General features: G+C 71.1%; 19 protein-coding genes. 6 read left to right on the top strand and 13 right to left on the bottom strand.

Translation table 11 applies throughout. The features are described from left to right. The 4 genes from K3769_RS24275 to bldG form a co-directional block, all read right to left on the bottom strand. The gene (locus K3769_RS24275; protein ID WP_267028459.1) at positions 1-588 is read right to left on the bottom strand and encodes a small secreted protein; all 588 of its coding nucleotides are present in this window, start codon (positions 586-588) and stop codon (positions 1-3) included. 261 nt (positions 589-849) lie between these two features. After that, positions 850-3,255 carry a sodium-translocating pyrophosphatase gene (locus K3769_RS24270; protein ID WP_267028458.1) on the bottom strand — a complete coding sequence of 802 codons (2,406 nt, stop codon included), beginning with the start codon at positions 3,253-3,255 and terminating at the stop codon, positions 850-852. Positions 3,256-4,015: 760 nt separating this feature from the next. Beyond that, complete coding sequence (locus tag K3769_RS24265; RefSeq protein ID WP_267028457.1) at positions 4,016-4,459, bottom strand: ATP-binding protein; 444 nt, start codon at positions 4,457-4,459, stop codon at positions 4,016-4,018. 152 nt (positions 4,460-4,611) lie between these two features. After that, the gene (gene bldG, locus K3769_RS24260; RefSeq protein WP_003975386.1) at positions 4,612-4,953 is read right to left on the bottom strand and encodes an anti-sigma factor antagonist BldG; all 342 of its coding nucleotides are present in this window, start codon (positions 4,951-4,953) and stop codon (positions 4,612-4,614) included. Positions 4,954-5,033: 80 nt separating this feature from the next. Between bldG and K3769_RS24255 the strand changes: the two genes are divergently transcribed. Next, a complete protein-coding gene (locus tag K3769_RS24255) occupies positions 5,034-7,553 on the top strand; it encodes a DEAD/DEAH box helicase (RefSeq protein WP_267028456.1) in 2,520 nt (839 codons plus the stop codon). A gap of 55 nt (positions 7,554-7,608) precedes the next feature. Here K3769_RS24255 and K3769_RS24250 read toward each other — a convergent pair whose 3' ends face one another. From K3769_RS24250 to ssd, 7 genes are all read right to left on the bottom strand, one after another. Then, a complete protein-coding gene (locus K3769_RS24250; RefSeq protein WP_267028455.1) occupies positions 7,609-8,055 on the bottom strand; it encodes an Rv3654c family TadE-like protein in 447 nt (148 codons plus the stop codon). Between the two features lie 185 nt (positions 8,056-8,240). Next, a complete protein-coding gene (locus K3769_RS24245; protein WP_267028454.1) occupies positions 8,241-8,627 on the bottom strand; it encodes a TadE family type IV pilus minor pilin in 387 nt (128 codons plus the stop codon). Then, positions 8,614-8,751: a DUF4244 domain-containing protein gene (locus K3769_RS41165; RefSeq protein ID WP_372515021.1), complete on the bottom strand. Its 138-nt coding sequence runs from the start codon at positions 8,749-8,751 to the stop codon at positions 8,614-8,616. The genes K3769_RS24245 and K3769_RS41165 overlap by 14 nt, the downstream gene beginning before the upstream one ends. 194 nt (positions 8,752-8,945) lie before the next feature. Beyond that, positions 8,946-9,767 carry a type II secretion system F family protein gene (locus tag K3769_RS24235; RefSeq protein ID WP_267028452.1) on the bottom strand — a complete coding sequence of 274 codons (822 nt, stop codon included), beginning with the start codon at positions 9,765-9,767 and terminating at the stop codon, positions 8,946-8,948. Continuing rightward, positions 9,764-10,621 (bottom strand): type II secretion system F family protein, encoded by an 858-nt coding sequence (locus K3769_RS24230; RefSeq protein ID WP_267031518.1) that lies wholly within the window; start codon positions 10,619-10,621, stop codon positions 9,764-9,766. The genes K3769_RS24235 and K3769_RS24230 overlap by 4 nt, the downstream gene beginning before the upstream one ends. 91 nt (positions 10,622-10,712) lie before the next feature. Continuing rightward, positions 10,713-12,050, bottom strand: a complete 1,338-nt coding sequence (locus tag K3769_RS24225; RefSeq protein WP_267028451.1) for a TadA family conjugal transfer-associated ATPase — start codon at positions 12,048-12,050, stop codon at positions 10,713-10,715. Beyond that, positions 12,047-13,150 (bottom strand): septum site-determining protein Ssd, encoded by a 1,104-nt coding sequence (ssd, locus tag K3769_RS24220; protein WP_267028450.1) that lies wholly within the window; start codon positions 13,148-13,150, stop codon positions 12,047-12,049. The genes K3769_RS24225 and ssd overlap by 4 nt, the downstream gene beginning before the upstream one ends. 561 nt (positions 13,151-13,711) lie before the next feature. Here ssd and K3769_RS24215 point away from each other — a divergent pair. Next, positions 13,712-14,548, top strand: a complete 837-nt coding sequence (locus K3769_RS24215; protein ID WP_267028449.1) for an HAD family hydrolase — start codon at positions 13,712-13,714, stop codon at positions 14,546-14,548. Positions 14,549-14,927: 379 nt separating this feature from the next. On the opposite strand, the gene K3769_RS24210 is transcribed toward K3769_RS24215, so the two are convergent. Next, entirely contained in the window at positions 14,928-15,794 is an 867-nt protein-coding gene (locus K3769_RS24210) for a Fic family protein (RefSeq protein ID WP_267028448.1), read from the bottom strand. 100 nt (positions 15,795-15,894) lie between these two features. On the opposite strand from K3769_RS24210, the gene K3769_RS24205 reads away from it, so the two are divergent. After that, positions 15,895-16,875 (top strand): ATP-binding protein, encoded by a 981-nt coding sequence (locus K3769_RS24205; RefSeq protein ID WP_267028447.1) that lies wholly within the window; start codon positions 15,895-15,897, stop codon positions 16,873-16,875. Positions 16,876-16,957: 82 nt separating this feature from the next. Here the strand turns inward: K3769_RS24205 and K3769_RS24200 are convergent, their stop codons facing one another. Then, positions 16,958-18,280, bottom strand: a complete 1,323-nt coding sequence (locus tag K3769_RS24200) for a polysaccharide deacetylase family protein (protein ID WP_267028446.1) — start codon at positions 18,278-18,280, stop codon at positions 16,958-16,960. Positions 18,281-18,550: 270 nt separating this feature from the next. On the opposite strand from K3769_RS24200, the gene K3769_RS24195 reads away from it, so the two are divergent. From K3769_RS24195 to nhaA, 3 genes are all read left to right on the top strand, one after another. After that, on the top strand, positions 18,551-20,947 hold the full coding sequence (locus K3769_RS24195; protein ID WP_267028445.1) for a bifunctional SulP family inorganic anion transporter/carbonic anhydrase: 2,397 nt from the start codon (positions 18,551-18,553) through the stop codon (positions 20,945-20,947). 320 nt (positions 20,948-21,267) lie between these two features. Beyond that, positions 21,268-23,226 (top strand): acetate--CoA ligase, encoded by a 1,959-nt coding sequence (acs, locus tag K3769_RS24190; RefSeq protein ID WP_267028444.1) that lies wholly within the window; start codon positions 21,268-21,270, stop codon positions 23,224-23,226. 234 nt (positions 23,227-23,460) lie between these two features. Then, the gene (gene nhaA, locus K3769_RS24185; protein ID WP_267028443.1) at positions 23,461-24,891 is read left to right on the top strand and encodes a Na+/H+ antiporter NhaA; all 1,431 of its coding nucleotides are present in this window, start codon (positions 23,461-23,463) and stop codon (positions 24,889-24,891) included. Positions 24,892-24,930: the final 39 nt, after the last annotated feature.

Below are 24,930 nucleotides of genomic sequence, written 5' to 3'. Positions count from 1 at the left end.
TCAGCTCTTCGCGGCCGACGGGGACGCGCTCTTGCAGCTCTCCTGCTTGGCCATCGCCTTGCCCACGTCGCCCTCCTCCAGCTTCGCGAGGGCGTCGTTGCCGCTCTGGCTCAGCTTGTCCAGCTGGGTCGCGATCCCCTTCAGACCGTCGGCGAACTTCGCCTGGTCCTTGGTGTCGAGGTCGTCGACCTGCTTCTTGAGGTCGCCGTACGACGCGGAGATGGTGTTGAGCTCCTTGACGGCGTCCGTCTTCTTCTTCTCGCCGCCCTCCACGTCCGGCGCCCCGGCCTTGTTCACGGCGCCGCCGATCGCCTTGTAGGCGTCGGACATGTCCTGGAAGGCCTGGGCGTCGGTCTTCTGGACGTCCGCCGGGCTGCTGTTGTCCGAGGTCTGCTTCTGGATGGCGGTGTTGGCGGCCGAGATCTTCTTGGCCTGCGGCTGCACCGCGTCGCAGACCTGCTTGGCCCAGGAGTTCAGCTTTTCGCTGTTGTCGTCACTGCTGCTGCATCCGGACAGCGCCAGTACCAGTACCGCACCGCCGGACAGCGCGGCCGCGAGCTTCTTGTTCACCGGGTTGGTCCCTTCCATGGCTCTCGGCCCCGGAACATACACGCCAATCGGGCGACACCACCGTGACGAACATCCGTTTGGACCGCTATTGAAGCCATTTGCACCAGGGGAGGGAGCGGCGAGATAAGGCTCACGAAACAGGGCGTACACACGGGATCGCGTACAGGAGCACACCCGGACGGGAGGGCGGACGGACAGACCGGCGGGCGGACGGTGCGTCAGTACGCACCGTCCGCCCGCCCGTTGTGCGGAGGGAATCCGCTCAGCCGCGACCCGGGGCTACGAAACCACCGCCGGATCGGCCGGCTTGGCGACCCGCTCGGAGTTGTCCTCGTCGCCCACGGCGATACCGCGCCGCTTGGACACGTAGACCGCGCCGATGATGACGGCCAGCGAGAGCACCGCGATGAGGATCCGCATGCCCACGCTCTTGTCGTCGCCGTAGCTGAATTTGACCACTGCCGGCGCGATGAGCAGCGCCACCAGGTTCATCACCTTCAGGAGGGGGTTGATCGCGGGCCCGGCGGTGTCCTTGAAGGGGTCGCCGATCGTGTCGCCGATCACCGTCGCGGCATGGGCCTCGCTGCCCTTGCCGCCGTGGTGGCCGTCCTCGACGAGTTTCTTGGCGTTGTCCCACGCGCCTCCGGAGTTGGCGAGGAAGACCGCCATCAGCGTGCCGGTGCCGATGGCGCCCGCGAGGAAGGCGCCGAGCGCGCCCACCCCGAGCGTGAACCCGATCGCGATCGGCGTCAGCACGGCGAGCAGACCAGGTGTGGTCAGCTCGCGAAGCGCGTCCTTCGTACAGATGTCGACGACGCGCCCGTACTCGGGCTTCTCGCTGTAGTCCATGATCCCGGGGCGCTCACGGAACTGCCGCCGCACCTCGTAGACCACGGCCCCGGCCGACCGCGACACCGCGTTGATCGCCAGCCCCGAGAAGAGGAAGACGACCGCGGCGCCCGCGATGAGCCCGACCAGGTTGTTGGGCTGCGAGATGTCCATCATCAGGTTCATCGGCGCGCCCGGGCCCGACACCTTCTGCCCCACGTCGTTCGCGGCCGTGAGGATGGCGTCCCGGTACGAGCCGAAGAGCGCCGACGCCGCCAGTACCGCGGTGGCGATGGCGATGCCTTTGGTGATGGCCTTGGTGGTGTTGCCGACGGCATCCAGGTCGGTGAGCACCTGCGCGCCCGCGCCCTCGACGTCGCCCGACATCTCGGCGATGCCCTGCGCGTTGTCGGAGACCGGCCCGAAGGTGTCCATGGCGACGATGACGCCGACCGTGGTGAGCAGACCCGTGCCGGCGAGGGCCACCGCGAACAGGGCCAGCATGATCGACGTACCGCCGAGCAGGAAGGCCCCGTAGACGCCGAGGCCGATCAACAGAGCGGTGTAGACGGCCGATTCGAGACCGAGCGAGATACCGGCCAGGACGACGGTGGCCGGGCCGGTGAGCGAGGTCTTGCCGATGTCCTTCACGGGGCGACGGGTCGTCTCCGTGAAGTAGCCGGTCAACTGCTGGATCAGCGCGGCCAGCACGATGCCGATGGCGACCGCGAGGAGCGCGAGGATCCGCGGGTCACCGGACTTGCCGAGGATGGCCTCGTCGGTGACACCGTCCAGGTCGGCGTACGAGGACGGCAGATAGACGAAGACGGCCACGGCCACCAGCGCCAGCGAGATCACCGCGGAGATGAAGAAGCCGCGGTTGATGGCGCTCATCCCGCTGCGGTCCGCACGGCGCGGCGCGACCGCGAAGATGCCGATCATCGCGGTGAGTACGCCGATCGCGGGCACGATCAGCGGGAAGGCGAGCCCGGAGTCCCCGAACGCCGCCTTGCCGAGGATCAGTGCGGCGACGAGCGTGACGGCGTACGACTCGAAGAGGTCCGCGGCCATACCGGCGCAGTCGCCGACGTTGTCGCCCACGTTGTCCGCGATGGTCGCGGCGTTGCGCGGATCGTCCTCCGGGATGCCCTGCTCGACCTTGCCGACCAGGTCGGCGCCGACGTCGGCCGCCTTGGTGAAGATGCCGCCGCCGACACGCATGAACATGGCGATCAGCGCGGCGCCGAGACCGAAGCCCTCCAGGACCTTCGGCGCGTCGGCCGCGTACACCAGCACCACACAGGAGGCGCCCAGCAGACCGAGCCCCACCGTGAACATGCCGACGACGCCGCCCGTGCGGAAAGCGATCTTCATTGCTTTGTGCGAGACGGCGGTGAGATCCTTTTCCGGCTCACCCTCCACCGGGGTCGCTTCCCGTGCCGCGGCGGCCACGCGGACATTGCTGCGTACGGCGAGCCACATGCCGATATATCCGGTGGTCGCCGAGAACGCCGCGCCGATCAAGAAGAAGACCGATCGGCCGGCACGCTGATTCCAGTCGTCCGCGGGCAGCAGCATGAGCAGGAAGAACACCACGACGGCGAATACCCCGAGGGTACGCATCTGCCGCCCCAGGTAGGCATTCGCGCCCTCCTGGATCGCGACCGCGATCTCCTTCATGCTTTCGGTGCCCTCGCCCGCCGCGAGCACCTGGCGGACCAGGACCCCGGCGACGGCAAGCGCCGCAAGGGCGACGACCGCGATCACCACCACGATGAGGCGGTTGTCGTCCGTCAGTACTGCGGCTGCGAGGGTAGTGGGCTGGTCAAACTGATGAGGGGTAGAAAGCCCCGCCATTCGTCCTCCTTGACGCTTGGACCGAGCTCAAGATGTGGACGGATTGTAGGTACCGGAACCTGATCAAAACAGTGCGCGGTAAGCGGAATTGGCCTTCACATGCCCTTCAGTGAATGATCCGGGGATCCGCGGGGGGCTCGAAAGTGGTAATGCCTCAAACGCATTGACGCCAGGTCCATTACCGTGCGGCACGGCGTAAAGCTGATCTTATTGTTGATCGAAATCCGGATCGTGAATGAATTCACGAAATAGGCGTGGCTTGATCCGGAGGGCGGTGGGGCCGCCGGGGGTGCCGATGGGGGGCCGATGGGGGGGCCTGGTCGGCGCCGGACAAGCGATCGGCAGGGCTGCCGGGACGCCGCTCCGGGGAGGGCGAGGCGGGGCAACACCCTAGGGGGACGCCGCTCCGGGGGGGGGCGAGTTGGGGCACGGCCCCAGGGAGACGCCGGACAGCGCCTGGCAGGGCCGTCAGCGCCGCCCTGAGCGGACCACAGCCACGACCGACGGGCTGTCCGGGCAGCAATGGGTGCCACGGCCGACGGCCTGTCCGGGCAACGAGGGGCGCCACGCCACCCGGGCAGCAGCGGTCCGGCGTCCGAGGCCGCTCTCGGCCGGGCAGCAGGGAGGTCGGCAGCAGCACGGCCGCTGTCTGGCCCCCCGGCTGAGCAAGCGGGGGTGCCGGGCAGCGGCCGGACATGCCAAAGGGCCCTGGTGAGCAGGGCCCTTTCGCACAGGTTCAGGCAGTACCAAGAGGGGTGGATCAGGGAACGAGCGTGGCCGGCGGCGTGGTGGGCCAGCTCATCCTGATCAGTCCGCCGTTCTCACCGGCGGTCACTTCCACGTCGTCGACGAGGCCGCTGATGACCGCGAGGCCCATCTCGTCCTCCTCGGTCTCGACGTCCGCGCCATCGGCTCCGCCACGCGCACCCGGCGATGTGTCACCGGGAACCGTGTGCGGCGCCTCATCACCGACCTCGATGGAGAACAGCTTCTCCTCCTCGATCAGCGACACCCGCACCGGAGCCGAGATACCGGCGCTCTGGTGCAGGCCGACGGCCCGGGAGCAGGCTTCGCCGACGGCGAGCCTGACCTCGTCGAGGACGGCCTCGTCCACTCCGGCCCTGCGCGCCACCGCTGCCGCCACCAGTCGGGCGGTCCTGACGTGCTCGGGCAGCGCGCTGAAGCGGAGTTCAACGGTGGCCATGCATCCCCCTCGGAACTACGGGCGTGCGGTCGGGGGGTCGGGTCGCCGAGACCTGACCCCCCTCCATTGACTTCTGCCTCCCGGGCCGCGCCCGGGATCCGGCTGTGGCGGCTGACCGGCCAGTCAGCAGGGACGGGCCGGACCACGGCCGCTCAGTCGGTGGCCGCCACCGCTTCTTCGACCGAGGTGTGGATCGGGAACACCTTGGTGAGACCGGTGATGCGGAAGATCTTCAGAATGCGCTCCTGGTTGCAGACCAGCCGGAGCGAACCCTCATGGGCACGCACCCGCTTCAGGCCGCCCACCAGGACGCCGAGGCCGGTCGAGTCGAGGAAGTCCACACCCTCCATGTCGACGACAAGATGGAAACTGCCGTCGTTCACCAGCTCGACCAGCTGTTCGCGCAACTTGGGCGCGGTATATACATCGATTTCGCCACCGACCTCGACGACCGTACGATCGCCGACGGTACGGGTCGACAGGGACAGGTCCACGGATCCTCCAGCACCTTGCTATCGAGCGGTCATCCCAAGGGACACCTCGGCGGAGCCCCCGGGACGGTTCGCCAGCCGCGATGGCATTCAATCACTTACCGGCAGGCGTGCACGACGCCTTGGGCCCATTGTCCGTCATGCCAGTGACACACTCGATGCCGATGGCCAACAATCTCCGACCCGATCGCACCTCGACGGACACCGCGTCCCGCCCCTCGCCGGGCGAGATCCTGGGCCGGCTGGCCTCTGGGCCGAGCCGGGCTTCGCGCATCACTCATACGGAGCACTTGCCCCCACGTGAGGGTCGCCATGCCGTGTGGCCCGACCGGATCCGCGCGGAGGTCGTCGCGGCAGTGCAGTCCGCCGGTATCGCACACCCCTGGGCCCACCAGGCACTCGCGGCCGAGCACGCCCTGGACGGCGAATCGGTGATCGTCTCCACGGGTACGGCCTCCGGCAAGTCCCTGGCGTATCTCGTCCCGGTGCTGTCGACACTCCTCGACGGTTCCGAGGCGCCGAACGGCCGAGGCGCGACCGCCCTCTACCTCGCGCCGACCAAGGCCCTCGCCGCGGACCAGCGCCGATCCGTGAAAAAACTCTCACATCCGCTGGGTCATGCCGTCCGTTCCGCGGTCTACGACGGGGACACCCCCGTCGAGGAACGCGAGTGGGTGCGCCAGTACGCCAACTACGTCCTCACCAACCCCGACATGCTGCACCGCGGGATACTCCCCTCCCACCCCCGGTGGGCCTCCTTCCTGCGCGCCCTGCGCTATGTCGTCATCGACGAGTGCCACACCTACCGGGGCGTCTTCGGGTCCCATGTGGCCCAGGTGCTCCGCCGACTGCGCCGCCTGTGCGCCCGCTACGGCTCCTCCCCCGTCTTCCTCATGGCCTCCGCCACCGCCGCCGAGCCCTCCGTAGCCGCCTCCCGCCTCACCGGCCTGCCCGTGGTCGAGGTCGCCGACGACGCCTCACCCCGCGGGGAACTGGTCTTCGCCCTCTGGGAACCACCCCTCACCGACCTGCACGGCGAGAAGGGCGCCCCGGTCCGCCGCTCCGCCACCGCCGAGACCGCGGACCTCCTCACCGACCTGACCGTGCAGGGTGTCCGCTCGGTCGCCTTCGTACGGTCCCGCCGCGGGGCCGAGCTGATCTCGGTGATCGCCCAGGAACGGCTTTCCGAGGTCGACCGCTCCCTGGCCCGCCGCGTGGCCGCCTACCGCGGCGGATACCTCCCCGAGGAACGCCGCGCCCTCGAACACGCCCTCCACTCCGGTGAACTCCTCGGCCTCGCCGCCACCACCGCTCTCGAACTGGGCATCGACGTCTCCGGACTGGACGCCGTCGTCATCGCCGGTTACCCCGGCACCCGTGCGTCCCTGTGGCAGCAGGCTGGGCGCGCGGGCCGGTCCGGACAGGGGGCGCTCGCGGTGCTGGTCGCCCGGGACGACCCGCTGGACACCTTCCTCGTCCATCACCCGGAAGCGCTGTTCGACCAACCGGTGGAGTCCACCGTCCTCGATCCGGACAACCCGTACGTCCTCGCGCCCCACCTGTGCGCCGCGGCATCCGAACTCCCCCTCACCGAGGAGGACTTCGACCTCTTCGGCCCGGCCACCGCCGAACTGATGCCGCAGTTGGAGGCCGCGAAGCTGCTCCGCCGCCGCACGAAGGCCTGGCACTGGACCCGCCGGGAACGGGCCGCCGACCTGACCGACATCCGCGGCGGAGGCGGCAACCCGGTGCAGATCGTGGAAACCGGCTCCGGCCGGCTGCTCGGCACGGTCGACGCCGGAGCCGCGCACACCAGCGTCCACGCGGGCGCCGTCCACCTCCACCAGGGCCGCACGTACCTGGTGGACGAGCTGCACCTGGACGACTCGGTCGCCCTGGTCACGGAGGCCAACCCGCCGTATTCGACGGTCGCCCGTGACACCACCGCCATCTCCGTCCTGGAGACGGACGTCGAGATCCCCTGGGGAGAGGGCCGGTTGTGCTACGGCTCCGTCGAGGTCACCAATCAGGTCGTCTCCTTCCTGCGTCGTCGTCTCATGACCGGTGAGGTGCTCGGCGAGACGAAACTCGACCTGCCTCCCCGCACACTCCGTACGCGCGCCGTGTGGTGGACGGTCACCGAGGACCAGCTCGACGCCGCCCGGGTGAACCCGGAGATCCTGGGCGGTGCCCTGCACGCCGCCGAGCACGCCTCGATCGGCATGCTGCCGCTCTTCGCCACCTGCGACCGCTGGGACATCGGCGGCGTCTCCATCCCCCTGCATCCGGACACCCTCCTGCCCACCGTCTTCGTGTACGACGGCCACCCCGGCGGCGCGGGCTTCGCGGAGCGCGCCTTCCACACCGCCCGCGAATGGCTCACCGCCACCCGCCAGGCCATCGCCTCCTGCGAGTGCGACGCCGGCTGTCCGTCCTGCATCCAGTCCCCCAAGTGCGGCAACGGCAACGAGCCGCTGCACAAACGGGGAGCCGTGCGGCTGCTGACAGTTCTCCTGCAGGGAGCACCGACGGCACCGGACGCACGACCCGAGGAGCCACAGGGGGAGCAACAGGGGAAGCGCTCCAGCGAGCAGCCGGGGTAACGCCTCCCGGGGGAGGCGGAGAGACAGGGCGGCCGAGAGCCGGATCCGGATGTCGTCACCGAGATCGAACCCGCGAAAGGCCAGGGTCAGAGCCAGGGGCAGAGTCAGAAGCAGGGCCAGGGCCAGGGCCAGGGCCTGGGTCAGGGTCAGAGCCAGGACCAGAACCCGGCGCCGCGGGTCCGGGCGGGCCTGCCCGTGACCTCACCTCGGCCGTCAGCGGCCCCCGACCCGCCTCGACCGTGACGTCCGAGATCTCGCCCCGGACGGCGCACCGCACGATCCGGGTGCCCTGGGCCCGTGCCACACGGTCCGCCCGCGCGCACGCCTCCGTCCGGCCGTACATCCAGTGGTCGGCCGCCGCGAGCGCCGCCAAGTCGGCCGCGCCACCCGCGCGATGACGGGCCACCACCGCCTGCCCCATCGCGAGTACGGCACCGAAGACCACGCACAGCACCGCGAGCGCGCCCACGGTCCAGACGGTGGCCGACCCCCGGTCCGCCACCGCTCCCGCCGCCCAGGACCCCGTACGCCGCCGCCCGAGGCCACCTCCCTCCGCTCCTGCCTGCCCTCCTTGCCCTCCTGGCCCGCCCAGTCCTCCCTGTCCTCCCTGTCCTCCCGACCTTCTCAGCGCCCTCGTTGCCCCCGCCGTACCCACTGACCTCGCCCTCTCCGCTCTCCCCGCCGTTCTCACCGCAGTGCCCCCACCGTCTCCTCCGCCAAGGCCGTCGCCTCCTGTGTGAGGTCGAGGGCCAGCGCGTCCGGGCCCGGGGTCTCGGCTTCGACCCGGACGTGTACCAGGTCGCTCTCCCGCCGGACGGAGATCCGGGCCCCGCTCGGCGCAGCCTGGCGGGCGGTCTCCAGCACCGTGCCCGGCGGTTCCTGCCGGGCCGCCGCGCGAGCGCCGGCCCGGGCCGCGTCCACGCACTGGATCAGCGTGGCCGCGGCCAGCAACGCCCAGATCAGCGCCATCGTGAAGGCGACCAGCACCGGCAGCACCACCGCCGCCTCCGCCGTCACGAAACCGCGGTCCCGGGCCGCCGAACCCCCGCGCGCACCCGCCTCAGAACTCCCCACTGAGCGCCCGCCCCACGATGTCCTGCAGAAACTGGCGCACCTGCTCGCTGGTCAGCACCTCGTAGAGCAGCGCGGCGAACCCCACCGCCGCGATCAGCCCCATCGCGTACTCGGAGGTGACCATTCCGGCGTCCCTCCGCCTCGCGCCTCCCCGTCCCACCCGGGCCCAGCCCTCCACAAGCCACGCCCCGACCCGTGCCCGTACCCGCGCTGCCTTGCCCATCCGAACCCCCGTGCAGATCTGTTCCGTTGACCTCTGACGTCCAGCCCTTGACCACCGGACTTACTCACTCGCTGTTCCGCCCTCAACCAGCCCCCTCATCCATCACCCCCACCCAGCACCCCGCTGGCCAGCCCGAGCACCACCGGCAGTACGCCGATCGCGATGAACGCGGGCAGGAAGCACAGCCCCACCGGAGCGGTGATCAGGACGCCCGCCCGTCGCGCCCGAGCCGTGGCGGCGCGCTCCCGTTCCGCGCGGGCCTCGGAGGCGAGGCGGGCGACCGGTACCGCCGCCGGTACGCCGGACTCACCAGCCCGCTCCAGCAGCCGGGCAAGTCCCCTGGCCCCGGGCAACGCGGCCAGCGCGCTCCAGGCCTCCGCCGGCGCTCCACCGAGGCGCATCTCTGCCGCTCCCCGTGCCAGCCGAGCCCCCACGGGCCCCTCCAGCGCCTCCCCCACCGCCCGGGCGGCCAGGACGGGGCTCGCGCCCGCCGCGATGCAGGCGGCCAGCAGATCGGCGGCAAGAGGCAGTTGCCGCGCGACCTGCACCGCGTCGAACCCCTGCGCCGACACCGCCGCCGCCGTCGACGCCGATCCGCGCTGCCACCGCCACATCCCGAACACGGCCCCCAGCCCCACCAGGACACCCGCCGTACCACCGACGAACACCCAGCAGGCGCTCAGTGCTCCGACCACCGGCAGCCATCGCCGCGCCCCGTCCCGCAGTCGCGAGCGCCGCCCGAGGTGGGCGCCCTCCACAGCCGGTTCGCGCTCATCGGCCGGGATCGTCAGCAGCGCCGCGCACCGTCTGCGGGCCCCGCGCCGCTGCCGTGCCGCTTCAACAGAGCGGGCGAGCACCCACAGTCCCGCCACCACGCACACCGCCACCTCCAGCCTGTGGACAACCTCCGCGCTCATCCGTCCTCCGCTCCCCGTACGATCCGCAGCGCCCACCACAGGCCCGCGCCCTCCAGAGCCCCGCCGACCAGCAGGCAGCCGAGGCCCGCCCCGGTGTGCAGGACGATGTGCAGCGGGTCTGCGCCGAGCGCGGTACCCAGCAGCAGCCCGAGCGCCGGCAACCCCGCGAGCAGCACCGCCGTCGACCGGGCGCCCGCCAACTGGGCCCGCAGGTCGGCCCGCTGGTCCCGCTCCGCGCGCAGCGCCCCCTCCAGCCGGTCGAGCCCGGCCGCGAGGCCCGCACCCCGGTCCACGGCGACACGCCAGCACGCGGCGAGCCCCAGCAGTCCTTCGGCTCCGGGTCGCCGGGCCGCTTCGGTGAGCGCGCCCGGCACATCGCCGCCGAAGCGCGCAGCCGCCAGGACGGACGCCTGCACGTCCCCGAGCCCTCCGGAGTCCCGGGCGGCGCCCAGCAGCGCCTCGCCTGGCTGCCGTCCGGCCCGGACCTCTCCCGCGAGCGCCCCGCAGAGCACGATCACCGCGGCGGCCCGCCGCTCCCGTGCCCGCCGTGCCGCTGCGGCCCGCCGGGCCCTCCGTACCAGGGGAACTCCGAGTGCCCCCAGGACGACCGGCACCACGGAGGCTCCGAGGAGTCCGAGCACCGACCCGGCGGCCAGCGCCCACCACTCGCCCCGCGTCCCGTGCAGCCGCCGAAGCCGCTCCCCGGTCGGCAGCGCCCGCTTCCACGGCGGCGGCCCGGTGCCCGCCGCCCCGCCGGCCGCACACACCAGCCGCGCCCGCCGCGCCCCGTATCCCGGCCCGCCCATCAGCCAGACCGCCGCTCCGGCGCACACCGTCGCCACCACCACCGCCATCCCGGCGACCCCCGTCACAGCTCACCCCTCCGCTCGCTCACGCCGCCCATGCCCCGCACGTCTCCCACCTGGCTCACGTCTCCCACCTGGCTCACGTCTCCCGTGCCACTCGGAACCCCCTGCCGCCGAGCAGCTCGCGCAGCCGCTCCCACCCACGCCCGTAGGTGAAGGCCTCCGCGCCCCATCGCAGGGCGGGCACCGTCACGACCAGCCCGGCCGGATCCCGCTCCAGCACATGCACCTCGGCGATCCGCCGCCGCCCGGTCCGGTCGCGTACGAGATGGAGCACCACCGACAGCGCCGCCGCCACCTGGCTGTGCAGCGCGGCCCGGTCGAGCCCGGCGGCCGTACCCAGCGCCTCCAGGCGGGCCGGCACCCCCGAGGCGGCGTTGGCGTGGACGGTCCCGCAGCCGCCCTCGTGCCCGGTGTTCAACGCGGCCAGCAGCGCGACCACTTCGGGCCCCCGGACCTCACCGACCACCAGGCGGTCCGGGCGCATGCGCAGCGCCTGGCGCACCAGGTCCTGGAGCGTGACGAGTCCGGCGCCCTCCTGGTTGGGCGGTCTGGATTCCAGCCGTACGACATGAGGGTGGTCGGGGCGCAGCTCCGCCGAGTCCTCGGCGAGCACGATCCGCTCCTCCGGCCCGACGAGGCCGAGCAGCGCGCTCAGCAGTGTCGTCTTGCCACTGCCCGTGCCCCCGCTGATCAGGAACGACAGCCTCGCGTCGAGCAGCGCGCGCAGCAGCCGGTCCCCGCCCGGCGGTACCGTCCCGGCGGCCACCAGTTCGGCCAGGGTGAACGCTCTAGGCCGTACGACCCGCAGGGACAGGCAGGTCGAGCCGACGGCGATCGGTGGCAGCACCGCGTGCAGCCGGGTGCCGTCGGGAAGCCTGGCGTCCACCCAGGGGTGGGCGTCGTCCAGCCGTCGTCCGGCCACGGCGGCGAGTCGCTGCGCGAGACGTCGTACGGCCGCCGCGTCCGGGAAGGACACCGCTGTCAGTTCCAGGCCGCCACCGCGGTCCACCCACACCCGGTCGGGCGCCGAGACCAGCACGTCGGTCACCGCGGGGTCGCCCAGCAGTGGTTCCAGTGGGCCGCTGCCGACCAGCTCCGACCGCAACCGCTCGGCCGCGCCGAGGACTTCGGCGTCTCCGAGCACCCGCCCCTGCTCCCGCAGGGCCTGCGCCACGCGCGCGGGAGTCGGTTCGCCCCCGCTCGCGGCCAGCCACTGCCGGACCCCGTCCAGCAGTCCCGTGTCGGAGGCCGGGCCGCCGCGCGACAGCCCGCCGACGAACGACCCCGTACCCGAGTGGCCGGGTGTGCCCGCGCGGCCGAGCGTGCCCGGCCCGGTGCGGCCTCCGGAGAAGTGCCCCGCCGGGGGCCCCGCGTGTGCCGGATGTCCGCCACGCGAACCCACGTCCCCGCTCATACGCCCCCTCCGGCGATCGCGGCCCGCTCCCAGAACGCCGAGCAGAAGCGGGCGAGCGGCCCACGGCCGTCCCCGCCGGGCGGGGCGCCCCGTTCCTGGGCCGCCGACAGCCCCGTCTCCGTGGGAACTTCGCCCATCAGGGGCAGTCCGAGAAGCCGGGCCACCTCGCGGTCGTCCAGTCCTGGCGCGTACGGCCCGCGGACCGCGACGCGCAGGTCCCGCAGTACCATGCCGACCGCGGAGGCCACCCGTCCGGCCGCCGCGACGGCGCGCAGTTCGGCCGGGACGACGAGCACCCCGAGGTCGATCTGGGCGAGGGCCTCCGCGACCCCTTCGTCGATCCGGCGCGGCAGATCGACGACCACCGCCCCGCCGCGCCGTCTGGCCGCCGCCAGGACCGCGCGGACGGCCTCGGGCGCCACGGTGACGCAGTCGCCGCGGTCCCAGCTGAGGACCCGCAAAGCGTGCAGTGCGGGCAGCGACTCCTCCAGGGCGCCGCCACCGACCCGTCCGTGCGAGGCGGCGAAGGCGGGCCAGCGAAGTCCCTCGACGGATTCACCGCCCAGGAGTACGTCGAGTCCGCCGCCCAGCGGGTCCGCGTCGACAAGGAGGGTGCGGGCTCCCTGGCGCGCCGAGGTGACCGCGAGCGCGCAGGCGAGCGTGGACGATCCGGCGCCTCCGCGACCGCCGATCACACCGACGGTGAGAGCGGGCGGTCCGACTCCCTCGGCCACGTCGGCGATGCGGTCGACCAACCATTGTTCGCCATCCGGCAGCATCAGCACATGGTCGGCGCCGATCTCCACAGCCCTTCTCCAGACCCCGGGATCGTCCTGATCCCGACCCACCAGGACGACTCCACGTCTGCGGGCAGCGCCCCGCACCCGGCGCGCGGCGTCGTCGCCGACGAGCACCAGCGGTGCCGTGTCCCAGCCGCCGCCGCGCTCCGGCACCCCGTGGTGGACTTCGGGCCGGGCACCGGCCGCGGCGCACAACCGCAGCAGGTCGTCCAGCAGATCCGCGTCCTCGGTGACGATCAACGGTCCGCCCTGCCGCCCCTCGGCGGCCGACGGCCGGTCGTGTGTGATGGCTCCCGCCACGCTCTCCAGCCCCCTTCGATGCTTCTCCGCGGAGCCTCTGCGGCCCCGCGATTCCCGCCCGGCGCAAGAGCCGCCAACCGGCCCTCCATATGAACCGCCGATACGAACCGGCCATAGCCGCCGAACAAACGGAACCGGCCATGAACTTCCGCAAGCGGTGCGCGCTGGAATCACGGTGCAACGAAGCTGGGAAATCGTGTGGATCTTGGTAAATATCTGTGGACAACACGACGCCTGTGAATATCGCCTTCACCCAAACCGGTGACCCTTGTGCGACTTCCTGAGCTCGATCCCCACAGCTACGCACGGTGACGAATCCTGTGCGGAGACAGAGAAACGCCGGGTCCCGCAGTGCGGGACCCGGCGCTCTCGACAACGGACGGGAAAACCCATCCGGACATGCGACGACCCCCGCCGGGGGGGAGAGCGGGGGTCGTCCCCACGGTTTGACTCGGGGGGGGAGGAGCCAAACCGGGTTAGCACGGTCGCGAACGATCCGTGACTTCCATGGTGTACCCGAGAGCTCTCTCAGGCAAACCCACACGTCCCACACTAGCCCGAATGGCGGGCGCATATGCTCAACCCGTGGAAAACCACTCCTTGCCTCGTACAGCGGCCTTCTTTGACCTGGACAAGACGGTCATTGCGAAGTCCAGCACGCTCACCTTCAGCAAGTCGTTCTACCAAGGCGGTCTGATCAACCGCCGGGCGGTGTTGCGTACCGCATATGCCCAGTTCGTGTTCCTCGCGGGCGGCGCCGACCACGACCAGATGGAGCGGATGCGCGAGTACCTCTCCGCACTGTGCCGCGGCTGGAACGTCCAGCAGGTGAAGGAGATCGTCGCCGAGACCCTGCACGACCTGATCGACCCGATCATCTACGACGAGGCCGCCTCCCTCATCGAGGAGCACCACACCGCCGGGCGCGACGTCGTGATCGTCTCGACCTCCGGCGCGGAGGTCGTCGAGCCGATCGGTGAACTCCTCGGCGCCGACCGGGTGGTGGCCACCCGGATGGTCGTGGGCGACGACGGCTGCTTCACGGGCGAGGTGGAGTACTACGCGTACGGCCCCACGAAGGCCGAGGCCGTCAAGGAGCTGGCCGCGTCCGAGGGGTACGACCTGTCGCGCTGCTACGCCTACAGCGACTCGGCGACCGACATTCCGATGCTCGCGGCGGTCGGCCACCCCCACGCGGTGAACCCGGACCGCGCGCTGCGCCGCGAGGCCCTCACGCGCGCGTGGCCCGTCCTCGACTTCAACCACCCCGTGCGCCTCAAGCAGCGGCTGTCCGTGACGCCCCGGCCGGCCATCGTCGCGGCGGCGGCCATAGGGGCGGCAGCGGCCACCGCGGGGCTCGTCTGGTACGCCAGCAGGCGCCGCGCGACGGTGAGCTGACCCCTTCACACCGGGGCCAGTCCAGCTCCGTCGCCCGATTCGCTCGGTTTTGGCAGCAAAAGTAAAGAAGTACAGCGGGGGGTTCCGCTTCCCTGGGACCAGGAGTACAAAGGAATTAACGGCCCGCGAGACCAAGGACATCCGAAAGGAACACCTTCAACCGCAACCGAGGCCCCACGGACCGCGCATGAACACCGGGCACCCACGCGACGTCGACCCGTCGATTACGGGCCAGCCGCACCAGGCGACGGGCAACAGTTCCCGACCTGATGGGCAACATTCCGAGGACGCTTGGTAACCCGATGGACATGCCGAGCGGCGGTACGGACTCCGTACCGCCGCAACTCTGTGCAGGGGGACCTGGGCCCTCGCTCCGGACCTACGCAGCGCCTCGTTGCAGCGCCTCGCACACGGCCGTCGACTCCCTGGCGCCGAGTTCGACCGCCCTGCCGCAGTGGGCGATCCAGGCCGCCATCCCGTCCGGAGTGCCCGAGGCATAGCCGTCGAGAGCGGCGGCGTAGGCCGCGCGGCCGAGTTCCGCGTGGCCGACCTCCGGCGGGCAGACCGACTTGGGGTCGAGACCGCTGCCGATGAGGACGATGCGTTCGGCCGCGCGCGCGACGAGGCCGTTGTGGGAGGTGAAAGGGCGCAGCGCGAGCAGTTCGCCGTGCACCACGGCGGCGGTCACCAGGGCGGGCGCCGAACTCCCCGCGATGACCAGCCGCGCCAGACCGTCCAGCCGGCCCGCGACCTCGTCGGCGTCCGGCAGCGGAAGCCCGATCAGCGGCGGCCCCGCGGCGCCGGCCGCCGGGGTCTCCGTAGCGGTCTCCCCGTCCCGTCGCGGACGGCCGACGGCGTCCCCGTTGTCGGCGGCGGCCACCAGGTGCAGCCTGGCCAGCACCCGCAAGGGCGACTGCCGCCAGATGGACAGGAGTTCGCCCGACTCGGCGGTCAGCCTGAGGGCCGCGCCCACCACCCTGGCCTGGTCGTCCCCGCTGAAGTCGGCCCTTCGGCGTACCTCTTCGAGGGCCCAGTCCGCACCGGACAGCGCGGCGGATCCACGGGAGCCCCGCAGTGCGGCCTCCCCGGTGATCTCGTTGCTGCGACGCCGCATGATGCGGTGCCCGTAGACCCGGTCCACGGCCTTGCGCACGGACTCCACGGATTCGGCCACGCCGGGCAGTGAGGCAAGCGCCGCTAGGGGGTCGACGTTCGCACCTGTCGCACTCGCTCCTGTCGTACTCATGAGTACGACACTACGCACCCCGGCCCGTGGCCCACGAACGAGTGGTCTTCTTCACGTCCGGCAGCCCTTCGGCACAGGGGCACCACTACGCTACATGAACATGAAAATTGCTTTCGTTGGGAAGGGCGGCAGTGGCAAGACCACCCTGTCCTCGCTCTTCGTACGTCACCTCGCGACCACCGGATCGCCGGTCGTCGCGGTGGACGCCGACATCAACCAGCACCTCGGCCCCGCACTCGGCCTCACCGACACCGAGGCGCGGAACCTGCCCGCCATGGGCGACCGCCTGACCCTCATCAAGGACTACCTGCGCGGCGCCAACCCCCGCATCACCTCCGCCCAGACGATGATCAAGACCACCCCGCCCGGCGAGGGCTCCCGGCTCCTGCGGGTACGCGAGGACAACCCGGTGTACGAGGCCTGCGCGCGGCCGGTGGAACTCGACGGCGGCGCCGTTCGTCTGATGGTCACCGGCCCGTTCACCGAGGCCGACCTGGGGGTGGCCTGCTACCACTCCAAGACCGGAGCGGTGGAGCTCTGCCTGAACCACCTCGTCGACGGCCCCGACGAGTACGTCGTGGTGGACATGACGGCAGGCTCGGACTCCTTCGCGTCCGGCATGTTCACCCGCTTCGACATCACGTTCCTCGTCGCGGAGCCCACCCGTAAGGGCATCTCGGTCTACCGCCAGTACAAGGAGTACGCGCGCGACTTCGGTGTCACCCTGAAGGTCGTGGGCAACAAGGTGCAGGGCCAGGACGACATCGACTTCCTCAAGGACGAGGTCGGCGACGATCTGCTGCTGACGGTCGGCCACTCGGACTGGGTGCGCGCCATGGAGAAGGGCCGTCCGCCCCGGTTCGAGCAGCTGGAGGACGGCAACCGCCGTGCGCTGAGCGCTCTCCAGGCGGCTGCCGACGCGACCTACGGGCAGCGCGACTGGGAGCGCTACACACGGCAGATGGTGCACTTCCATCTGAAGAACGCCCAGTCGTGGGGCAATGAGCGCACGGGAGCCGACCTGGCCGCCCAGGTCGACCCCGCGTTCGTCCTGCGGGAGGCCGAGACCGCCACGGCGTGAGCCGCACGGCGGCCCGGCGCCAGGCCGTGTCCGTAAAGTCCCGTCTGCCCCGCGTGCGGACGACGGGACTTCGCGGACACGCCTACGGCTTGACGGCCGGGGCGCCCGGCACTCCCTTCGGGGCCGGAGCCGGAGCCGACCGGTCCGACAGGAACGACGCCCAGTCCTGCTTCGGGGACTCACCCACCTTCAGCGTGCGGAGTTTGTCGAGGGTCTTGGGGTCCTGGGCGTCGAGCCAGTCGGCGAGCTGCCGGAAGGAGACACACCGCACCTCACGCTTGGTGCAGACGCGCTCGATGGTCTCCTCGACGGCCCGCATGTACGTGCCGCCGTTCCAGGACTCGAAGTGGTTGCCGATGATCAGGGGCGCACGGTTGCCCCGGTAGGCGCGGGAGAAGCCCTTGAGCAGGCCGTCGCGCATCTGGTCGCCCCAGTACTCGTGCTTGCCGGGATCGCCCTGGGAGGCGGTGCCCGACTGGTTGACCATGAAGTTGTAGTCCATGGTCAGCGTCTCGAACCCGCGGCCCGGGACCGGGACGAGCTGCATCGACAGATCCCACAGACCCGCCTTCTTCTTGGGCCAGACCTGGTCGTTGACGCCGCTGGTGTCGTAGCGGAAGCCGAGCTCGCGGGCGGCCCGCATGAAGTTCTTCTGCCCCTCCAGACAGGGCGTGCGGGCGCCGATGAGCTCCTTGTCGTAGTCGAAGGGCAGCGGGGAGCCCTTCGACGTACCGGTGTTGGTCTTCCATGATTTGACGAAGGACTTGGCCTGGGCGATCTCGTCCTTCCACTCCCCGACCGACCACTCGCCCACCCCGCCGCCGCTGCCGCAGAAGTGGCCGTTGAAGTGCGTGCCGATCTCACTGCCCTCGAGCCAGGCGCCGCGCAGCTGCTTCACGGTGTCCCGGATGCCCTGGTCGTCGTTGAAGCCGATGTCGGAGCGCCCGGGTGAGTGCTGCGGCGGCCGGTACAGGTCGCGCTTGCCCTCCGGAAGCATGTACACGCCGCTGAGGAAGTACGTCATGGTCGCCCGGTTCTCCTTGGCCACCTTGCGGAAGTGCGAGAACAGCTTCTGGCTGTCCTCGCCGGCCCCGTCCCAGGAGAAGACCACGAACTGCGGCGGTCGCTGCCCCGGCCGCAGCTTCGCGGCCCGGGGCAGGTGCGGCTGCGCGCCGGTGAACGCGGTGGAGCCGTCGCCGATCAGCCGGACCGGGTTCTTCGGCGCCGGAGCACCCACGCCCTTCTTGGCACCGTGCGCGCCATCGCCGTGCGCGCCCCCCTCGTGAGCCCCCTCGCCCCGCGTGCCCTTACCGGCGCCGGTGTCGCCGATCCCGCATCCGGCGAGCGCGGCGGCACAGACCGCGACGACGGCGGCGCCCGTGGTGAACCTCTGAGTGGCGGCCATGCTCCGCCCACCTTCTTCCTTCGATCGGGACAAAACAGACGGCGACGTCAAGATCGCAGGGGTCCCGGAAGGAGGTGGTACGACAAGCCGATCAAAATGACTAATCACCCTCCGGAATGAACCGTTGGACTATTTGCGCGATTTTTCCTGACACGTCCTTTACTCTCCATTACGATTCATTTACCGAGCGTTGATAAATCCCGCCGCTGTACGCCGTGACCCACGGCCGCGCCCCCAAGCGACCGCGTAGCCCCGGAGGAGACGGGAACCATGACTGCCTTCGTCCCCACTCGCACCGACGACTCTTCGCACACCCCGGACGAGGGGCGGCCGCACAGCCCCTCGCCGCCCAGCCCCAAGCCGTCCACCCGCCGTACTTCCCGGATCCCACGCATCTCCCGCCTTCCGAGGCCTCCTCGGCTCCCCCGGATCACGGCCGCCGACCTGTCGGCGTCGGTCGCCGTCTTCCTGATCGCGCTGCCGCTGTCCCTGGGCATCGCCCTCGCGACCGGAGCACCGCTGCAGGCGGGGCTCGTGGCCGCCGCCGTCGGCGGGCTGGTGGCCGGCCGGCTCGGCGGCTCACCGCTCCAGGTCAGCGGACCCGCCGCGGGACTCACCGTGGTGACCGCCGATCTCATTCACCAGTACGGCTGGCGTGCGACCTGCGCCATCACCGTCCTCGCCGGACTGTTCCAGGTCGGCCTGGGCTTCCTGCGGGTGGCCCGTTCCGCGCTGGCCGTCAGCCCCGCGATCGTGCACGGCATGCTGGCCGGCATCGGCATCACCATCGCCGTCGCCCAGCTGCACATCGTGCTCGGCGGATCCCCGAGCAGCTCGGTCGTCGACAACCTCCGGGCGCTGCCCGCCCAGTTGGCGCACCCCCAGCTGGCAGCGATGTCGATGAGCGCGCTGACGCTGTCCGTTCTGCTGGCCTGGCCTCGCATCCCCGGGCGCGTGGGGCAGCTGGTGCGCACCGTTCCGGCCGCGCTCGTCGCCGTCGCCGCGGCCACCACGACGGCCGCCCTCGCCTCGCTGACCCTCCCCAAGGTCGACCTGCCGTCCTGGCGGAGTCACGCGCTGGCCGGGCTGCCCGAGGGTCCGGTGCTCGGGATCATCGCCGCCGTGCTCACCACCACACTCGTGTGCAGTGTCCAGTCGCTCCTGGGCGCCGTCGCCGTGGACAAGCTCACGGCCAGACGGCCGGCCCAGCAGGGGCGGTCGGACCTCGACCGCGAGCTGCTCGGGCAGGGCGCCGCCAACATCGTCTCCGGCACGCTCGGCGGGCTCCCCGTCGCGGGCGTGGCCGTACGGAGCTCGGCGAACGTCCGGGCGGGCGCCCTCAGCCGGAATTCCACCATGCTGCACGGCGTCTGGATCACGGTGGCCGCACTGCTGATGGTGCCGCTCCTGGAGCTGATCCCCCTCGCCGCACTGGCCTCCCTGGTGATGGCCGTCGGCATCCAGATGGTGTCCCTGCACCACATCCGCACGGTCACCCGCCACCGAGAGGTGCTGGTGTACGCCGTCACCACCCTCGGCGTCGTCGTCCTCGGAGTCCTGGAGGGCGTCGCGCTCGGGATCGCCATGGCCGTCGGCGTCGCCCTGCACCGCCTCACCCGGACGCGGATCACCCGCTCGGTGGGCCCGGACGGCGTCCACCACGTGCGCGTGCGCGGTCAGTTGACGTTCCTCGCCGTGCCCCGCCTCAGCCGAGCACTGCACCTGGTGCCGCCGGGAGCCGAGGCCGTGATCGAGCTGGACGGCTCCTTCATGGACCACGCCGCGTACGAGTCGCTGCACGACTGGCAGAGCTCGCACACCAACCGGGGCGGCTCAGTCGAACTGACCGGGCGCACCGGAGCCCGGCTCGCGGAGCCGCACCTCAAGGACGACGACGGGCAGACGGCGCACTGCCACTGCCGTCCCTGGACGCCCTGGCGCAACCACCACTGCGAAAGCCCCGAGACACCACCGCCCGGCGGGCACCGCAGCGGGCATCAACTGGCCAGCGGCATCAGCACGTTCCAGCGCAACACCGCACCCCTGGTGCGCGGCGAGCTGGCCCGGCTCGCCCGGGAGGGGCAGCAGCCCTCGCAACTCTTCCTGACCTGTGCCGACTCCCGGCTGGTCACATCGATGATCACCTCCAGCGGCCCCGGTGACCTCTTCGTCGTACGCAACGTCGGCAATCTGGTGCCGCCGCCCGGTGAGGAGAGCGGCGACGACTCGGTGGCCGCCGCGATCGAGTACGCGGTGGAGGTGCTGCGGGTGCGGTCCATCACCGTGTGCGGGCACTCCGGATGCGGGGCGATGCAGGCGCTGATGAACACCGAACCGGGAGGCGCGCAGACACCGCTGAAGCGGTGGCTGCGGCACGGACTGCCGAGCGTGGAGCGCATGACCGCCCAGGACCGGCCCTGGACCCGGATCGCCGGACGCGCGCCCGCCGACACCACCGAGCAGCTCTGCCTCACCAACGTCGTACAGCAGCTGGAGCACCTGCGGGCACACGAGTCGGTGGCCCGGGCGCTGCGGGAGGGCGTGCTCGAACTGCACGGGATGTACTTCCACGTGGGCGAGGCCCAGGCCTACCTCCTCACGGAGGCCGCCACCCGCGACGAAGAGGAGGGTGAGTTTTTCGACCGGGTCGCGGCGACGGCCCTGTAAGGCGCCCGGGGGCTGAAGCGCCGGCTCCGCGCGACAGCCCCCGGCCAGGACCGCTCCACGCCCCCGGCCTGAACCGCTCGACTCCCTCGTCCGTGAGAACGTGTGGCCGCCCTTGTCCGCGGGCAGGCCACACGCACACAGGATCCCGCACCCGATCCGGCACACAGGTCTAAACCAATTCTCGGACGACCCTTGTCACCAGGGGCCGTGTCTGATGAGCTGTGGCTCGGGACACAAGGGGCGCCCCTGGCACAGCACCGCAAGGGAGATGTCGTGAGCAACGAAAGCCTGGCCAACCTGCTGAGCGAGGAGGGGGAAGTATGAGTGAGCCGTCCTCCCTCTCCAACCTGCTCAAGGAAGAACGCAGGTTCGCGCCGCCCGCCGACCTGGCCGCGAACGCCAACGTCACCGCGGAGGCGTACGAGCAGGCCAAGGCTGACAGGCTCGGCTTCTGGGCCGAGCAGGCCCGTCGGCTGACCTGGGCCACCGAGCCGACCGAGACCCTGGACTGGTCGAACCCTCCGTTCGCGAAGTGGTTCCAGGACGGCAAGCTCAACGTCGCGTACAACTGCGTGGACCGGCATGTCGAGGCAGGCCACGGCGACCGCGTCGCCATCCACTTCGAGGGCGAGCCGGGTGACAGCCGCGCCATCACCTACGCCGAGCTGAAGGACGAGGTCTCCAGGGCGGCCAACGCCCTGACCGAGCTGGGAGTGGAGAAGGGCGACCGGGTCGCCGTCTACCTCCCGATGATTCCCGAGGCCGTCATCTCGATGCTGGCCTGCGCCCGCATCGGCGCCGCGCACTCGGTCGTCTTCGGCGGCTTCTCCGCCGACGCCATCGCCACCCGCATCCAGGACGCGGACGCCAAGCTGGTCATCACCTCCGACGGCGGTTACCGCCGCGGCAAGCCCAGCGCGCTCAAGCCCGCCGTCGACGAGGCGGTCTCCCGGGTCGACGGCGTGGCCAAGGTGCTCGTCGTGCGCCGTACCGGCCAGGACGTCGCGTGGACCGAGGGCCGCGACGTCTGGTGGCACGAGATCACGCAGAAGCAGTCCGCCGAGCACACGCCCGAGGCGTTCGACGCCGAGCACCCGCTGTTCATCCTCTACACCTCCGGGACGACGGGTAAGCCCAAGGGCATCCTGCACACCTCCGGCGGCTACCTCACCCAGGCCGCGTACACGCACCACTCCGTCTTCGACCTCAAGCCGGAGACCGACGTCTACTGGTGCACCGCCGACATCGGCTGGGTCACCGGGCACTCGTACATCACCTACGGACCGCTGGCGAACGGCGCGACCCAGGTGATGTACGAGGGCACGCCCGACACCCCGCACCAGGGACGTTTCTGGGAGATCATCCAGAAGTACGGTGTGACGATCCTCTACACGGCCCCGACGGCCATCCGGACGTTCATGAAGTGGGGCGACGACATCCCCGCGAAGTTCGACCTGTCGAGCCTGCGGGTCCTCGGCTCGGTCGGCGAGCCGATCAACCCCGAGGCGTGGGTCTGGTACCGCAAGCACATCGGCGGCGACCGCACCCCGATCGTGGACACCTGGTGGCAGACCGAGACCGGCGCGATGATGATCTCGCCGCTGCCCGGCGTCACCGAGACCAAGCCGGGCTCCGCGCAGCGGGCACTGCCGGGCATCTCCGCGACGGTCGTCGACGACGAGGCGCGGGAGGTCCCCGACGGCGGCGGCGGTTATCTCGTCCTGACCGAGCCGTGGCCGTCGATGCTGCGCACCATCTGGGGCGACGACCAGCGCTACATCGACACCTACTGGTCGCGTTTCGAGGGCAAGTACTTCGCGGGCGACGGTGCCAAGAAGGACGACGACGGCGACATCTGGCTGCTCGGCCGGGTGGACGACGTGATGCTCGTGTCCGGGCACAACATCTCGACCACCGAGGTCGAGTCGGCGCTCGTCTCGCACCCGTCGGTCGCCGAGGCGGCCGTCGTGGGCGCGGCCGACGAGACGACCGGCCAGGCGATCGTGGCCTTCGTGATCCTGCGCGGTTCCGCGTCGGAGACCGAGACCCTCGTGGGCGAGCTGCGCGATCACGTCGGCAAGGCCCTCGGCCCGATCGCCAAACCGAAGCGGATCCTGCCGGTGGCCGAGCTGCCCAAGACCCGCTCCGGCAAGATCATGCGCCGACTGCTGCGCGACGTCGCGGAGAACCGCCAGCTGGGTGACGTCACCACGCTGACCGACTCCACCGTCATGGACCTCATCCAGACGAAGCTCCCCGGGGCGTCCAGCGAGGACTGAGAGGGGGCCCGTACGGACGCGGACCGACCCACGTCCCGTACGGACGCATGCCTCCCTGGGGCACCCGGTGGCGGACCCGCCGGGTGCCCCTTCTCCATCGCGGGTAGGCTGCGAAAGAGGTAAACACGCGACAACACAACGTCCGAGCTCCGAAGGAGCCCGGGGTTTCATAGGTGCGCCGGGAAGTCTGGTCGGCATGTACTCCGTCCTGCCCACCGACCGGAGGTCGACCCCGTGTCCGCGCCCACCCCCACGCCAGACAATGACCGCCAGGCCGCCAAGAACCGCAAGGTCCTCGCTCGGCTCTCGCTGCCCGAGCGGACCTTCGTCGCGGACGCGCTGCGCACCGAGACGGTCGGCGGCGTCCTCCTGCTCATCGCCGCCGTCGCCGCGCTGATCTGGGCGAACACCCCCCTGCGGGAGAGTTACGAGTCCGTCCGCGACTTCCACCTCGGGCCGGCCGCGCTCGGTCTGGACCTCTCCGTCGAGCACTGGGCCGCCGACGGGCTCCTCGCGGTCTTCTTCTTCGTCGCGGGCATCGAGCTCAAGCGCGAACTGGTCGCGGGCGATCTCAGGGACCCGCGGGCCGCCGCGCTCCCCGTCGTCGCCGCGCTCTGCGGCATGGTGATGCCCGCGCTGGTCTACACCCTGGTCGGCGTCACCGGCGGCGGCTCCCTCGCCGGCTGGGCCGTACCCACCGCGACGGACATCGCCTTCGCGCTCGCCGTCCTCGCCGTCCTCGGTACGTCGCTGCCGAGCGCCCTGCGCGCCTTCCTGCTCACGCTCGCCGTCGTCGACGACCTCCTCGCCATCCTGATCATCGCGGTCTTCTTCACCGACGACCTGAACTTCGCCGCGCTCGGCGGCGCCGTCGCCGGCCTCGCCGTCTTCTGGCTGTTGCTCAGGAAGGGCGTACGCGGCTGGTACGTGTACGTGCCGCTCGCCCTGGTCGTCTGGGGCCTGATGTACAACAGCGGCATCCACGCCACCGTCGCCGGCGTCGCGATGGGCCTGATGCTGCGCTGCACCACCCGCGTGGACGAGGGCGAGGAGCACTCACCGGGCGAACGGGTCGAACATCTCGTACGTCCCCTGTCGGCCGGACTGGCCGTACCGCTGTTCGCGCTGTTCAGCGCCGGGGTCGCCGTGTCGGGCGGCGCGCTCGGCGACGTGTTCACCCAGCCGGAGACCCTGGGGGTCGTACTCGGCCTCGTCGTCGGCAAGGCGCTCGGGATCTTCGGCGGTACGTGGCTGACGGCCCGCTTCACCAGCGCGTCCCTCTCCGACGACCTCGCCTGGCCGGACGTCTTCGCGGTCGCCTCCCTCGCGGGCATCGGCTTCACCGTGTCGCTGCTCATCGGCGAACTCGCCTTCGCGGACGACCCGGCGCTCAGCGACGGCGTCAAGGCGGCCGTCCTGACGGGCTCCCTGATCGCGACCGTCCTGTCGGGCGTGCTGCTGAAGATGCGCAACGCCAGGTACCGAAAGCTGTGGGAGGACGAGGAGCGCGACGAGGACCTCTCGGGCGTCCCCGACGTGTACGAGCAGGACGATCCGGCCTACCACCTGCGCATGGCCGAGATCTACGAGCGCAAGGCCGCCGAACACCGAAGGCTTGCCGAAGTGACGGGCGGGGCAGGCGTGGAGCACGACGGTCCGGCATGATCTGACACAGACGGTCCGAAAGGTACGGCCAAGACCTGA

The organism is Streptomyces ortus (assembly GCF_026341275.1).
Lineage (GTDB): Bacteria > Actinomycetota > Actinomycetes > Streptomycetales > Streptomycetaceae > Streptomyces > Streptomyces ortus.
The sequence above is the reverse complement of the archived record's forward strand: the minus strand, read 5'-3'. Positions and strand labels throughout refer to the sequence as shown.